Below are 14,510 nucleotides of genomic sequence, written 5' to 3'. Positions count from 1 at the left end.
TGCGAAGGAAGCGCCCGCCCCCACGGTGCAGTCGGGGACGGGCGCTTCGCTGTATACGCGGCGGAGGTCGGAGAGCCGAGGCCTACGTCCGTGACCGGTGTGCCACGTACGCCAGCGTGCCGAGGAGCAGGCGCGCCTGCGGAGGTTTGGTCGCCGAGTCCAGCGCGGGGGAGCGGAGCCAGCGGACCGGGCCGAGGCCGCCGCGGTCGGAGGGCGGGGCGGTGACGTACGAGCCGGGGCCCAGGCCGCGCAGGTCCAGGGCGGACGGGTCGTCCCAGCCCATGCGGTAGAGCAGCCCGGGCAGCTCGGCAGCGGCGCCGGGGGCGACGAGGAAGTGGGCGCGGCCCTCGGGGGTGGCGATGACCGGGCCGAGGGGGAGGCCCATGCGCTCCAGCCTTACGAGTGCGTGGCGGCCGGCCGACTCGGCGACCTCGATCACGTCGAAGGAACGGCCCACCGGCAGCATGATCGAGGCACCGGGGAACTCGGCCCACGCCCCGGCCACCTCGTCGAGCGTCGCCCCGGCGCGTACCGGGGGAGCGAAGTCCAGTGGATGTGCGCCGGGCGCTTCGCAGGTCGTTCTGCCGCACGAGCACGCGCCCGAAGCCGCCCGCGCGCCGGGGACGACGTCCCACCCCCAGAGGCCGGTGAACTCGGCCACGGCCGTGCACTCGGAGGAGCGGCCGCGCCTGCGTGTGCCGGAACGAATCTCCCGAATGCCGCCGATCGTGAAGCCCATGCCCCCTCCAACGGGTCCAGCGCGCCGGTGGTTACGAGGCGGAGACGGATCGTGACCCTGTGTCGCCGTTCCCGTCCGAGTCCCCACTCGTGTCCCTACTCCCGATCCCTTGCCGCGTGCCGTTCCTGCGGTCGGCTTCCGTCGGCGCTCTGGGGTGCCCCGGGTGGTGTGTCCGGAGACACGCGCCCTCGAATGCATCGCTCCGCCTGCTTCAGCTCCGCATGTGTCAAGTGAATCGCGTGCGAGCGACCGTGAGTTCATTCGAAGGGGTGGCGAATGGTGGCGTTTCTGGAATCGCCGTGGCCGGACGCGTGATCGTAGGATTACTTTGAGTGCACGGTCCTGGGGGCATACGCGCTTGTGGGTATGCCGGAGGCAAGTCGCCTTTCCGTTCGATGGGTGACAACGGTCGGACGTACGGCGCGGTAACCGGCATTCTGTTAGGGCTTGGCGCATACAGCGCACAAGTGGTTTGAGGGATGGGGGCGTTCCAGTGGGCGGCAACGGCGGAAGCGGTACGAACGCTGACAAGCGCCCGAACGAACTGCTGGGCTCGTGGTTCGTCCGCAGCGGCTGGTCCAAGGGCGAGCTCGCCCGCCAGGTGAACCGCAGGGCCCGTCAGCTCGGGGCCAGTCACATCTCCACGGACACCTCCCGTGTGCGCCGCTGGCTCGACGGGGAGAACCCGCGCGAGCCGATCCCGCGGATCCTGTCCGAGCTGTTCTCCGAGCGGTTCGGCTGTGTGGTGGCCGTGGAGGACCTGGGGCTGCGGGCCGCCCACCAGTCACCGTCCGTGTCCGGTATCGACCTGCCCTGGACGGGTCCGCAGACCGTGGCGCTGATCAGCGAGTTCTCGCGCAGCGACCTGATGCTGGCGCGGCGCGGCTTCCTCGGGACCTCGCTGGCCCTCTCCGCGGGCCCGTCCCTCATCGAGCCGATGCAGCGCTGGCTCGTCCCCACGGTTCCAGCCCCGCGTTCCGAGCCCGAGTCGCCCGCCGCCGCGCGGCGCCCGGGCCGACTGTCCAAACCCGAGCTGGAACTCCTCGAATCCACCACAGAGATGTTCCGCCAGTGGGACGCCCAGTGCGGCGGTGGCCTGCGCCGCAAGGCGGTCGTCGGCCAGCTGCACGAGGTGACCGACCTCCTCCAGGAGCCCCAGCCCGAGGCCACCACCCGCACGCTGTTCAAGGTCGCCGCCGAACTGGCCGAGCTGGCCGGCTGGATGAGCTACGACATCGGCCTCCAGCCCACCGCCCAGAAGTACTTCGTCCTCGCCCTGCACGCGGCGAAGGAGGCGGGCGACAAGCCCCTCGGTTCGTACATCCTCTCCAGCATGAGCCGCCAGATGATCCACCTCGGCCGGCCCGACGACGCGCTCGAACTGATCCACCTCGCCCAGTACGGCAGCCGTGACTGCGCGAGCCCGCGCACCCAGTCCATGCTGTATGCGATGGAGGCCCGCGCCTACGCCAACATGGGCCAGCCCGGCAAGTGCAAACGGGCCGTCCGGATGGCCGAGGACACCTTCTCCGACGCCGAGGAATGGGACGACCCGGACCCCGACTGGATCCGTTTCTTCAACGAGGCCGAGCTGCACGGCGAGAACAGCCACTCCTACCGCGACCTCGCCTATGTGGCCGGCCGCAGCCCCACCTACGCCTCCATGGCCGAGCCCGTGATGCAGCGCGCCGTCGACCTCTTCGCCACGGACACGGAGCACCAGCGGTCGTACGCACTGAACCTGATCGGCATGGCCACCGTGCATCTGCTGCGGAGCGAGCCCGAGCAGGGTGCGGCCCTGGCCAAGCAGGCCATGGACATCGCGAGGAAGGTCCGCTCCGAGCGCGTCAACACTCGTATCCGAAAAACGGTCGACACGGCCGTCCGTGATTTCGGCGATCTGGCCGCGGTCGTCGACCTCACCGACCAGCTCGCCGTCCTTCTCCCCGAAACCGCCGAAGCGGTCTGACCCCGCCCGGGCCCGCCACACCGCCCCAAGGGCCCCTTGACTCCGGCCGCGGCCGGCCGTCCCGACTGCCCGACTCGGCTCCCCCATGCCTGGTCATCGGACGGCTTGCCGCGGCCGGTTCCCGTCCTTCTGCCGAAGGTTGCGTCACGATAACGATCGGCGTGACCGGAATCCGGCAGTTCATCGACGTGTAACACGACACGCGCCTTCGTCACGGCTGCGAAACATCGAGGGGCTTCCAACGAAACCGCGCTGCGCCAATCTCTTGGCGCATAACCGGCCCACCCCTCAATCCGCTCAGGCTTCCAGGCTTCGCCCGCACGGGGCCGTACCAATGACGAGGAGACGCCGATGGCTCCAGCCATCATGATGGCGGCAGACAAAGTAGAGCTGTCGCCCGCCAACACAGGTTTCATGCTCATCTGCTCCGCCCTGGTGATGCTCATGACGCCGGGACTGGCCTTCTTCTACGGAGGCATGGTCCGCGTCAAGAGCACCCTGAACATGCTGATGATGAGCTTCATCAGCCTGGGGATCGTCACCATCCTGTGGACGCTGTTCGGCTTCTCGCTCGCCTTCGGCAAGGACACCGGCAGCCTCATCGGATGGAACTCCGACTGGATCGGCCTCAGCGGCGTCGACAAGGGCGAGCTGTGGACCTCGGCCGGGACGACGTACAACATCCCGCTGCTGGTCTTCTTCGTCTTCCAGCTGATGTTCGCGATCATCACGCCCGCCCTGATCAGCGGTGCGCTCGCGGACCGTGTGAAGTTCACCGCGTGGGCGCTGTTCATCACGCTGTGGGCCGTCGTCGTCTACTTCCCCGTCGCCCACTGGGTCTGGGGTGCGGGTGGCTGGGCCTTCGACCTCGGTGTGATCGACTTCGCCGGTGGTACGGCGGTCCACATCAACGCGGGTGCCGCGGCGCTCGGCGTGATCCTGGTCATCGGCAAGCGCGTCGGCTTCAAGAAGGACCCGATGCGCCCGCACAGCCTCCCGCTGGTCATGCTCGGCGCGGGCCTGCTGTGGTTCGGCTGGTTCGGCTTCAACGCCGGTTCGTGGCTCGGCAACGACGACGGCGTCGGCTCCCTGATGTTCGTCAACACGCAGGTCGCCACCGCCGCCGCCATGCTCGCCTGGCTCATCTACGAGAAGATCCGCCACGGCGCGTTCACCACCCTCGGTGCCGCCTCCGGCGCGGTCGCCGGTCTGGTCGCCATCACCCCGTCGGGTGGCGCTGTCACCCCGGTCGGCGCGATCGCCGTCGGCGCGATCGCCGGTCTGCTCTGTGCCATGGCCGTCGGTCTGAAGTACAAGCTCGGCTATGACGACTCGCTGGACGTCGTCGGTGTCCACCTCGTCGGTGGTGTCGTCGGCTCCCTGCTCATCGGCTTCTTCGCCAGCGGCAAGGGCCAGTCCGATGTCGAGGGCCTCTTCTACGGCGGCGGTCTGACGCAGTTCTGGAAGCAGTGCGCCGGTGTCTTCGCGGTCCTCGCCTACTCCCTGATCGTCTCCGCGATCCTCGCCTTCATCCTCGACAAGACCATCGGAATGCGGGTCTCCGAGGACGACGAGGTCGCCGGTATCGACCAGGCCGAGCACGCCGAGACCGCATACGACTTCAGCGGAGCGGGTGGCGGCGCCGCCCGGACCGCCGTCTCCAGCCCGGTCGGCGCCGCGAGCAAGAAGGTGGACGCATGAAGCTCATCACCGCCGTCGTGAAGCCGCACCGGCTCGACGAGATCAAGGAGGCCCTGCAGGCCTTCGGGGTGCACGGTCTTACGGTCACCGAGGCCAGTGGGTACGGTCGGCAGCGGGGACACACCGAGGTGTACCGCGGCGCCGAGTACACGGTCGACCTGGTTCCCAAGATCCGGATCGAGGTACTGGCCGAGGACGACGACGCCGAACAGCTGATCGACGTCATCGTCAAGGCCGCCCGCACCGGCAAGATCGGTGACGGCAAGGTCTGGTCCCTCCCGGTCGAGACGGCCGTACGGGTCCGGACCGGCGAGCGCGGCCCGGACGCGCTCTGACCGAACAGAAGAACAGGAGTCGCTGGGTGACGAGTACGGACGTACGTACGGATGCAGAGGACTCGGGACCCAGCGGCTACGCGGCGGCCCGGCTGCGCCTCCTCCAGGAGGAGGCGCGGTCCGGGCCGCCGCGCCGTGCCGCCCTCGCCGAGCTGACCGACGACTGGCTCACCGGCCTGTTCGACGCCGGAGCCGGTGGGCTGCGCGGGGTCTCGCTGATCGCCGTGGGCGGGTACGGGCGCGGGGAGCTGTCTCCGCGCAGCGACCTCGATCTGCTCCTCCTCCACGACGGCGCCGACGCGGACGCCGTCGCCGCCCTCGCCGACCGGCTCTGGTACCCCGTGTGGGACCTCGGCCTCGCGCTCGACCACTCCGTGCGCACTCCCGCCGAGGCCCGCAAGACAGCCGGTGAGGACCTCAAGGTGCAGTTGGGCCTGCTGGACGCCCGGCACATCGCAGGCGACCTCGGGCTCACCGCCGGGCTGCGCACCGCCGTCCTCGCCGACTGGCGCAACCAGGCGCCCAAACGCCTCCCCGAGCTCCAGGAGCTGTGCGCCGAGCGGGCCGAGCGGCAGGGGGAGCTGCAGTATCTGCTGGAGCCTGACCTCAAGGAGGCGCGCGGCGGACTGCGGGACGCCACCGCCCTGCGGGCAGTCGCCGCCTCCTGGCTCGCCGACGCCCCGCGCGAAGGGCTCGCCGACGCACGACGCCGGCTGCTCGACGTACGGGACGCGCTGCACCTCACCACCGGGCGCGCGACCGACCGGCTCGCGCTCCAGGAGCAGGACCAGGTCGCCGCCGAGCTGGGGCTGCTGGACGCGGACACCCTGCTGCGCCAGGTGTACGAAGCAGCGCGGGTCATCTCGTACGCCAGTGATGTGACCTGGCGTGAAGTGGGGCGTGTGCTGCGGTCGCGCGCCGTGCGGCCCCGGCTGCGCGCCATGCTGGGGGGCGGCAAGCCCGTCGCCGAGCGGTCGCCGCTGGCCGAGGGCGTGGTCGAGCAGGACGGGGAGGTCGTGCTCGCGCGCGCCGCCAAGCCCGACCGGGACCCCGTACTGCCGCTGCGCGCCGCCGCCGCTGCCGCGCAGGCCGGGCTGCCGCTGTCCCTGCATGCCGTACGCCGGATGGCGGCCGCCGCGAAGCCGCTGCCGACGCCGTGGCCCGCCGAGGCGCGCGAGCAGCTCGTCACCCTGCTGGGCTCCGGCCCGCCGACCATCGAGGTCTGGGAGGCGCTGGAGGCCGAGGGGCTCATCACCCGGCTGCTCCCCGACTGGGAGCGGGTCCGCTGTCGGCCGCAGCGCAACGCCGTGCACATCTGGACCGTCGACCGGCACCTCATCGAGACCGCCGTCCGCGCCTCCGAGCTGACCCGCCGCGTCCACCGCCCCGACCTGCTGCTCGTCGCCGCGCTGCTGCACGACATCGGCAAGGGCTGGCCCGGCGACCACTCCGTCGCCGGCGAGATCATCGCCAAGGACGTGGCCGCGCGCATCGGCTTCGACCGCGAGGACGTGGCGGTGCTCTCCACCCTCGTACGCCACCATCTGCTGCTCGTCGACACGGCGACCCGGCGTGATCTGGAGGATCCGGCGACCGTCCGGTCGGTGGCGGAGGCCGTCGGCTCGCAGGGCACGCTGGAACTGCTGCACGCGCTCACGGAGTCGGACGCGCTGGCCACCGGGCCCGCCGCCTGGTCGTCCTGGCGTGCCTCCCTCGTCTCCGACCTGGTCAAACGGGTCTCGGCGGTGTTCGCCGGGGATCTGCCCGAGGAGCCGGAGCCCGACGCGCCCACCGCCGAGGAGGAGCGGCTCTCCATCGAGGCGTTCCGCACGGGCGGGCCGGTGCTGTCGCTGCGGGCCCAGACCGAGGCGCACACCGAGGAGAAGGACGCCAAGGCCGACCCCGAGCCCCTCGGCGTGGAGCTCCTCATCGCCGTACCCGACCAGAAGGGCGTCCTGCCCGCGGTCGCCGGTGTCCTCGCCATGCACCGCCTCACCGTGCGCACCGCCGAACTGCGGGCGCACGACCTGCCGGACGGTGTCGAGGGCTCCGTACTGCTGCTGAACTGGCGTGTCGCCGCCGAGTACGGCTCCCTGCCCCAGGCGGCCCGCCTCCGCGCCGACCTCGTCCGCGCGCTCGACGGCTCGCTGGACATCGCCGGACGGCTCGCCGAGCGGGACGCGGCCTACCCCCGGCGTCGGGGCGTGGTCGCGCCCCCGCCGCGCGTCACCGTGGCCGGGGCTGCATCCCGGCACGCCACGGTCATCGAGGTCCGGGCCCAGGACGCGCCCGGCCTGCTGCACCGCATCGGGCGGGCGCTGGAGGACGCGGGCGTACGTGTGCGCAGCGCACACGTCAGCACTCTCGGCGCCAACGCCGTGGACGCCTTCTATGTGACGAGCGGCGACGGTGTGCCGCTCGCGAGCGGGGAGGCGGCGAGCGTGGCGCGGAAACTGGAGGAGATGCTGCGCGGCTGACCGCAAGGCATTTCCCCCGTCCCCGTCCGCCGCCTCCGGCGGGCGGGGACGATTCTCTTGCGGGGCCCGATACCCTGGAAGACACTCACACTGCCCCCGACTCCGAGGACCGACACCGCCGTGTTCGATACGCTCTCCGATCGCCTCTCAGCGACTTTCAAGAACCTGCGGGGCAAGGGACGCCTTTCCGAGGCGGACATCGACGCCACGGCACGCGAGATCCGCATCGCGCTCCTCGAGGCGGACGTGGCGCTGCCGGTCGTCCGGGGCTTCATCAAGAACGTCAAGGAGCGCGCGCTCGGCGCCGAGGTCTCCAAGGCGCTCAACCCCGCCCAGCAGGTCCTCAAGATCGTCAACGAGGAGCTCGTCTCCATCCTCGGTGGCGAGACCCGCCGCCTGCGCTTCGCCAAGACCGCGCCGACCGTGATCATGCTGGCAGGTCTCCAGGGTGCCGGTAAGACGACCCTCGCGGGCAAGCTCGGCCGGTGGCTGAAGGAGCAGGGCCACTCGCCGCTGCTGGTCGCCTGTGACCTCCAGCGTCCGAACGCCGTGAACCAGCTGAGCGTCGTCGCCGAGCGCGCCGGCGTGGCCGTCTACGCCCCCGAGCCGGGCAACGGCGTCGGTGACCCGGTCAAGGTCGCCAAGGACTCCATCGAGTTCGCCAAGTCGAAGGTCCACGACATCGTGGTCGTCGACACGGCCGGTCGCCTGGGTATCGACCGCGAGATGATGCAGCAGGCCGCCGACATCCGGGACGCGGTCCGCCCCGACGAGATCCTCTTCGTCGTCGACGCGATGATCGGCCAGGACGCCGTCAACACGGCGGAGGCCTTCCGGGACGGCGTCGGCTTCGACGGCGTGGTCCTCTCCAAGCTCGACGGTGACGCCCGCGGTGGTGCCGCCCTGTCGATCGCGTCGGTCACCGGCAAGCCGATCATGTTCGCGTCGAACGGCGAGAAGCTCGACGACTTCGACGCGTTCCACCCCGACCGGATGGCCTCCCGCATCCTCGACATGGGTGACCTGCTCACCCTGATCGAGCAGGCGGAGAAGACCTTCAGCCAGGAAGAGGCCCAGAAAATGGCCTCCAAGCTGGCGTCCAAGAAGGGCCAGGACTTCACCCTCGACGACTTCCTGTCCCAGATGGAGCAGGTCAGGAAGATGGGCAGCATCAGCAAGCTGCTCGGGATGCTGCCGGGCATGGGGCAGATCAAGGACCAGATCAACAACCTGGACGAGCGGGACGTCGACCGTACGGCCGCGATCATCAAGTCGATGACCCCGGCCGAGCGCCAAGAGCCGACGATCATCAACGGCTCTCGTCGGGCCCGTATCGCCAAGGGTTCCGGCGTCGAGGTCAGCGCCGTGAAGAACCTGGTCGAGCGGTTCTTCGAGGCCCGCAAGATGATGTCCCGCATGGCCCAGGGCGGCGGGATGCCCGGGATGCCAGGTATGCCCGGCATGGGTGGCGGCCCCGGCCGGACCAAGAAGCAGCCGAAGCAGGCCAAGGGCAAGCAGCGCTCGGGCAACCCGATGAAGCGCAAGCAGCAGGAGCAGGAGGAGGCCGCGCGCCGGGCCGCCGCGGCCCAGGGCGGTGCCGCTCCGGGCGGCGCGTTCGGCCTGCCGGGCCAGCAGGGCGGCCAGGACCTCGAACTGCCGGACGAGTTCAAGAAGTTCCTGGGCTGACCAGCGCCTGTACGTACATGGCCGAGGGCACCCTTCCGCACGGGAGGGTGCCCTCGGCGCGTCACCGACGTCGCGCGCCATCACGAGCGCGGCGCCGGGCGGACCGGAGGCATGCGGACCGGAGACATAAGGGGGCGCCGTGCGTCCGGCCGGGGGGTTTGGCCGGTCGCACGGCGCCCGCGTGATGCGTGGACCGTGGTTGTGCCCGTTACTCGTGGTCGAACTTCCAGCTGTACGGCTCGCCGTCGTCCGCCGACCGGTGGACCCCGGCGCTCTGGGGCAACTCCCTTACACAGCTGTGTAGTTCCCCCTGGCGATGCAGCTGGCTAGGGGGATGATGTGGCACGGGGCGAAGCGAGAGGTGCACAGGCCCGCTTTCCTCACACCATTCACACATGCGTCGGAAGAAGTGCTCAAGGAATCCCCGGGAGGCCCTCAGGAGGTGCTGGAGAGGCCCTCGCGCGGACTGTTCTCAGGGCGTCCGCGCGACCAGATAGCGGAACACGTTCGGCATCCACACCGTGCCGTCGCCGCGCCGGTACGGGTGCAGGGCCTCGGTCAGCTCCTTGTCCACCTGGTCCTGGTCGGTGGCCGCGATCGCCGCGTCGAACAGCCCGGTCGACAGGAGCCCGCGTACCGCGTTGTCCATGTTGGCGTACCCGAAGGGGCAGGCCACGCGTCCGGAGCCGTCGGGGTTGAGGCCCGCCCGCTGGGCGACCTCCTCCAGGTCGTCCCGGAGCGCCGGGCGCCAACTGCCCGCACCGCGCAGCGGATCGGCGAGCTTGGCGGCGACCCGGAGCACGGTGGAGGTGGCGCAGCGCTCCGGTGGACCCCAGCCGGCCAGGACCACCGTGGAGCCGTGTTCGGCCAGCGGGACCGCGGCGGCCAGCAGCTCACCGAGGCCCTCGGAGTCCCCGGCCAGACAGCCGACGGGTTCGAAGGCGGTCACCAGGTTGTACTTGGGGGCGTCGGGCGCGCAGGCCGCGTCCTCGGGGGCGCCCTCGACGATCCGGGCGCCGGCACGCGCGCGCGTGCCCCACGCCTGAGGCAGCAGACGTTCCCGTGCGAGCGCCGTCCTGCTCGGGGACGAGGCGTCGAAGCCGGTGACCGTGGCGCCCCGCGACGCCGCCATCAGCAGTGCGAGCCCCGATCCGCAGCCGAGGCCCAGCAGCCGGGTGCCGGTGCCCACGTCGAGCCGCTGGTGGACGGCCTCGTAGAGCGGTACCAGCATCCGTTCCTGGATCTCGGCCCAGTCACGCGCGCGTGCACACCGGTCCGCGCGAGGTGCGGTCCCCGCGCGAGGCAGTTGCTGCCGCACGAGCGTAGGTGTCATATGAAAGCGCCCCAATCCGCCGAGAGTTCCGCTGTACCCGTTTTCCTTGGCCCCCGTGCCAGTGCGCCCGCGCTCCCCCGTATGTCCCCCGTATGCCAGGTAACTGCGCAGTCGACCCGTCGTCCAGAGGTCTCGGACACCGGCTTGCCATGTGTCTGTGCGGGGGCAAAAGAATTCACATGCCCGCAACGCGGCTGTACGCCGCCGCACCACGGCGAAGGCGCCCGTTCGCACGGGCGGTGGTTCCGGCCGAGGCCCACCGCGATGCCGACCGCCCGGACGGGGCAGTGCCCGGAACCGACGGCGCACCCGGTAACGTCGCTGTCATAGGGCGCTGTCAGAGCGAACCCTTCCGCCAGGAGAGCGTCCGAAACGCCCCTTGCGCATCGGACGACCGAAGGTGCCCCTGAGCGCGGACCCCGGCTACGTGCCGGGACGTACGTGTTACTACGTACCGCCTTGTGATGAGCTGTGAGGCTTCTCCGCAGATCAGCGCACCCGCCCTCGTCAGGACGAACTATCGGCAACTGACGGGTACGTGCAAATTATTTGGGATGCCCCGGAATCGGAACACAGCGGCACTCCGGCTCGTTGTCCTTACGTGAGCACGACACAGACACCACCTGTTCTCGCCGCAGAGCTGGCACAGGCGTGGGCCGACATTCAACGGCACCACCCCGAGTTGCCGGATCTTGCCGCTCCCGAGTCCCTGATCGGGGAGTCGTCGTCCGCCTGCGGGCACGAACTCTCCTTCGAGCGACTGCTCCATGAGGCAGTCCACGGCATCGCCGCCGCCCGAGGTGTCCGCGACACCTCCCGCGCCGGCCGCTACCACAACCGCAGATTCCTCGCGATCGCCGAGGAGCTGGGCCTCGACCACCCCGACGAACCGCACCCGAGCAGCGGTTTCTCGCTGGTCACGCTCAACCCCGAGGCGAAGCGGCGCTACCGCCCGACGATTGATCGACTGCAGCGCGCGCTCAAGGCCCACACGGCCGCGACGTCCGCGGACACGGCCCGCAGCTTCCGGGGCCCGGCCGCCCGCCACGGCTCCTCCGGCGGCGGCGTCCGCGTCAAGGCCGTGTGCGACTGCGGTCGCAACGTCCGGGTCGTCCCGTCCGTCCTCGCCCAGGCGCCGATCGTCTGCGGCGGCTGCGGAAAGCCGTTCCGGATTCCGGAGGTCGTGGGCGCGGCCTGATGGACGACGAGCTGAGAGACGACTGCTCGTGGCAGCCGTACGTCAGCGAGTCGTACGTGTACGCAGTGCGGGGTGGGCGCAGCGGCACCCGGCGCCGGGCCTGACCGAGCCGGGTCCGACCGAGCCGGGTCTCACTCGCGGGCGCTCGCGGGGTGCCGCCGCGCCCACCCTCCCCCACTCTCGGCTTCGCTCGAGGGGGGGACCCCCCGTCGCCCCAGCGGCACGACCACCCGCAGCTGTGGGGTGCGTCAGCCATGCCCGCGCACAGCCCTGACGGCAAGGGTGACCCGCGGCATGTGGCACAATGGCTAGCTGTACTCGACAGTCGCACAGGACCCCTCTCTCCTCCGGCTGACGCGTCCATCGGGCACTCGGGTACCGCAACCCCACGCGGCTTTTCCGCCGTGCCCAACACGTCAATTCCAGGAGAACCCACTCCAGTGGCAGTCAAGATCAAGCTGAAGCGTCTGGGCAAGATCCGTTCGCCTCACTACCGCATCGTCATCGCCGACTCCCGCACCCGTCGTGACGGCCGTGCGATCGAGGAGATCGGCAAGTACCACCCGACGTACAACCCCTCGGTCATCGAGGTCGACGCGGACCGTGTCGCGTACTGGCTGGGTGTCGGCGCGCAGCCGACCGAGCCCGTGCTCGCCATCCTGAAGAAGACCGGCGACTGGCAGAAGTTCAAGGGCGAGCCCGCCCCGGCTCCGCTGCTCGTCGCGCAGCCGAAGTCCGCGCGTCCGCTGTTCGAGTCTCTCGGCGGCGACGACGAGGGCAAGGGTGAGGCGATCACCCAGAAGAAGAAGACCGAGAAGAAGGACGAGGCTGCGGCTGAGTCCGAGTCGACCGAGGCCTGAGCATGCTCGAGGAGGCTCTCGAGCACCTCGTGAAGGGCATCGTCGACAACCCCGATGATGTGCAGGTCGCCTCGCGCAACCTGCGTCGCGGGCGCGTGCTGGAGGTCCGGGTCCACCCCGACGACCTCGGCAAGGTGATCGGCCGCAACGGCCGTACCGCCCGCGCCCTGCGCACCGTCGTGGGCGCCATCGGCGGCCGCGGTGTCCGTGTCGACCTCGTCGACGTGGATCACGTCCGCTGACGCCAAACGCAGCACCGGCTCGGGCCGGGGAGGGCCACTGGGCCGTCCCCGGCCCGCAGTCGTATGACAGGAGACAAAGCACAGTGCAGCTCGTAGTCGCACGGATCGGCCGCGCCCACGGCATCAAGGGCGAGGTCACCGTCGAGGTCCGCACCGACGAGCCGGAACTCCGGCTCGCCCCCGGCGCCGTCCTGTTCACGGACCCCGCCTCGACGGGCCCGCTCACCATCGAGACCGGCCGGGTCCACAGCGGCCGCCTCCTCCTGCGCTTCGAGGGCGTGAAGGACCGCACCGCCGCCGAGGCCCTCCGCAACACCCTCCTGATCGCCGAGGTCGACCCGGAGGAACTGCCGGAGGAGGAGGACGAGTACTACGACCACCAGCTCATCGACCTCGACGTCGTGACCGCGGACGGCGTGGAGGTGGGCCGGATCACCGAGATCTCGCATCTGCCCTCCCAGGACCTCTTCATCGTCGAGCGGCCCGACGGGAGCGAGGTGATGATCCCGTTCGTCGAGGAGATCGTCACCGAGATCGACCTGGAGGAGCAGCGTGCGGTCATCACCCCGCCGCCGGGGCTGATCGACGACAATGCCGAGATCGCCTCCTCGCGAGAAGAGGCGTGATGCGGCTCGACGTCGTCACGATCTTCCCCGAGTACCTCGAACCCCTGAACGTCTCCCTCGTCGGCAAGGCACGCGCGCGTGGCCGGATCGACGTCCATGTGCACGACCTGCGGGAATGGACGTACGACCGGCACAACACGGTCGACGACACCCCGTACGGCGGCGGCCCGGGCATGGTCATGAAGACCGACCCCTGGGGCGACGCGCTGGACTCCGTGCTGGCCGACGGCTACGAGACGGGTTCCCGGGCGCCCGCGCTGATCGTCCCCACCCCCAGCGGGCGCCCCTTCACCCAGGAACTCGCCGTCGAACTCTCCGAGCGCCCCTGGCTGGTCTTCGCCCCGGCGCGCTACGAGGGCATCGACCGCCGTGTCATCGACGAGTACGCCACCCGGATGCCCGTCCATGAGGTGTCCATCGGCGACTACGTCCTCGCCGGCGGCGAGGCAGCCGTCCTCGTCGTCACCGAGGCCGTGGCCCGGCTGCTGCCGGGCGTCCTCGGCAACGCCGAGTCTCACCGGGACGACTCCTTCGCGCCCGGAGCCATGGCCAACCTCCTGGAGGGGCCGGTGTACACCAAGCCGCCCCAGTGGCGTGGCCGTGAGATCCCGGACGTGTTGCTCAGCGGCCACCACGGCAGGATCGCCCGCTGGCGCCGCGACGAGGCCCTTCGGCGTACGACCGCCAACCGGCCCGATCTCATCGAGCGCTGCGACCCCAAGGCCTTCGACAAGAAGGACCGCGAGATGCTCTCCATCCTGGGCTGGGCACCGGACCCGGCCGGGGAGCCGTACGGCCGATTTTGGCGTCGGCTGGAGGGCGTGGAAGAATAGCTCGCTGTTGTGCGTCGTCCGGCGCGCGCCCCTGCCACAGGGGGACACGACGCCCGCCCCGACCCGGACAGCATCCTTCCGAACCACCTAGCTTCCGCCGATGACCTGTGGCATGGGCGAAGAAAGCAGACGAAATGTCTCACCTGCTCGACTCCGTCGACTCCGCGTCGCTGCGTAGCGACATCCCGGCCTTCCGCCCGGGTGACACCGTCAACGTCCACGTCCGCGTCATCGAGGGCAACCGCTCCCGTGTGCAGCAGTTCAAGGGCGTAGTCATCCGTCGCCAGGGCGCCGGTGTCCGCGAGACCTTCACGGTCCGCAAGGTCTCGTTCTCCGTCGGCGTCGAGCGCACCTTCCCGGTGCACACCCCGATCGTCGAGAAGATCGAGCTCGTCACCCGTGGTGACGTCCGTCGCGCCAAGCTGTACTACCTGCGCGAGCTGCGCGGCAAGGCGGCGAAGATCAAGGAGAAGCGCGACAACTGAGCGCGCGCTCAGGTGTCTCAAAGCGG

Annotated in this window: 13 protein-coding genes; 11 read left to right on the top strand and 2 right to left on the bottom strand. The window is 70.3% G+C overall.

Annotated features, from left to right (window positions below):
• Positions 1 to 82: 82 nt before the first annotated feature.
• The gene (locus SGFS_RS19205) at positions 83 to 739 is read right to left on the bottom strand and encodes a bifunctional DNA primase/polymerase (protein WP_286251897.1); all 657 of its coding nucleotides are present in this window, start codon (positions 737 to 739) and stop codon (positions 83 to 85) included.
• A gap of 493 nt (positions 740 to 1,232) precedes the next feature.
• On the opposite strand from SGFS_RS19205, the gene nsdA reads away from it, so the two are divergent.
• The 5 genes from nsdA (at position 1,233) to ffh (ending at position 8,907) form a co-directional block, all read left to right on the top strand.
• Positions 1,233 to 2,708, top strand: coding sequence for a transcriptional repressor NsdA (gene nsdA / locus SGFS_RS19200; RefSeq protein WP_286251896.1), 1,476 nt, complete (start codon positions 1,233 to 1,235; stop codon positions 2,706 to 2,708).
• 351 nt (positions 2,709 to 3,059) lie between these two features.
• Complete coding sequence (locus SGFS_RS19195) at positions 3,060 to 4,409, top strand: ammonium transporter (RefSeq protein ID WP_286251895.1); 1,350 nt, start codon at positions 3,060 to 3,062, stop codon at positions 4,407 to 4,409.
• Entirely contained in the window at positions 4,406 to 4,744 is a 339-nt protein-coding gene (locus SGFS_RS19190) for a P-II family nitrogen regulator (RefSeq protein WP_003997576.1), read from the top strand. Before SGFS_RS19195 ends, SGFS_RS19190 begins: the two co-directional genes overlap by 4 nt.
• 26 nt (positions 4,745 to 4,770) lie before the next feature.
• Complete coding sequence (locus SGFS_RS19185; protein ID WP_286251890.1) at positions 4,771 to 7,221, top strand: [protein-PII] uridylyltransferase; 2,451 nt, start codon at positions 4,771 to 4,773, stop codon at positions 7,219 to 7,221.
• Positions 7,222 to 7,341: 120 nt separating this feature from the next.
• Entirely contained in the window at positions 7,342 to 8,907 is a 1,566-nt protein-coding gene (ffh, locus tag SGFS_RS19180) for a signal recognition particle protein (protein ID WP_286251888.1), read from the top strand.
• 472 nt (positions 8,908 to 9,379) lie between these two features.
• Here ffh and SGFS_RS19175 read toward each other — a convergent pair whose 3' ends face one another.
• Positions 9,380 to 10,138 (bottom strand): SAM-dependent methyltransferase, encoded by a 759-nt coding sequence (locus SGFS_RS19175; RefSeq protein WP_286251887.1) that lies wholly within the window; start codon positions 10,136 to 10,138, stop codon positions 9,380 to 9,382.
• 703 nt (positions 10,139 to 10,841) lie between these two features.
• Between SGFS_RS19175 and SGFS_RS19170 the strand changes: the two genes are divergently transcribed.
• From SGFS_RS19170 to rplS, 6 genes are all read left to right on the top strand, one after another.
• Positions 10,842 to 11,438: a hypothetical protein gene (locus tag SGFS_RS19170; protein ID WP_086746543.1), complete on the top strand. Its 597-nt coding sequence runs from the start codon at positions 10,842 to 10,844 to the stop codon at positions 11,436 to 11,438.
• A gap of 440 nt (positions 11,439 to 11,878) precedes the next feature.
• Positions 11,879 to 12,298, top strand: a complete 420-nt coding sequence (gene rpsP, locus SGFS_RS19165) for a 30S ribosomal protein S16 (RefSeq protein ID WP_286251884.1) — start codon at positions 11,879 to 11,881, stop codon at positions 12,296 to 12,298.
• A gap of 2 nt (positions 12,299 to 12,300) precedes the next feature.
• A complete protein-coding gene (locus SGFS_RS19160) occupies positions 12,301 to 12,540 on the top strand; it encodes an RNA-binding protein (RefSeq protein ID WP_003973401.1) in 240 nt (79 codons plus the stop codon).
• An 83-nt stretch (positions 12,541 to 12,623) separates the two neighbouring features.
• Positions 12,624 to 13,166 (top strand): ribosome maturation factor RimM, encoded by a 543-nt coding sequence (rimM, locus tag SGFS_RS19155; protein WP_286251883.1) that lies wholly within the window; start codon positions 12,624 to 12,626, stop codon positions 13,164 to 13,166.
• The gene (trmD, locus tag SGFS_RS19150) at positions 13,166 to 13,999 is read left to right on the top strand and encodes a tRNA (guanosine(37)-N1)-methyltransferase TrmD (RefSeq protein ID WP_286251882.1); all 834 of its coding nucleotides are present in this window, start codon (positions 13,166 to 13,168) and stop codon (positions 13,997 to 13,999) included. Before rimM ends, trmD begins: the two co-directional genes overlap by 1 nt.
• A gap of 134 nt (positions 14,000 to 14,133) precedes the next feature.
• Positions 14,134 to 14,484, top strand: coding sequence for a 50S ribosomal protein L19 (gene rplS / locus SGFS_RS19145; protein WP_013000407.1), 351 nt, complete (start codon positions 14,134 to 14,136; stop codon positions 14,482 to 14,484).
• Positions 14,485 to 14,510 lie beyond the last annotated feature (26 nt).

The sequence above is a fragment of the Streptomyces graminofaciens genome (assembly GCF_030294945.1).
In the GTDB taxonomy this organism is placed as follows: Bacteria; Actinomycetota; Actinomycetes; order Streptomycetales; family Streptomycetaceae; genus Streptomyces; species Streptomyces graminofaciens.
This window is presented reverse-complemented; position numbering and strand designations above follow the sequence as displayed.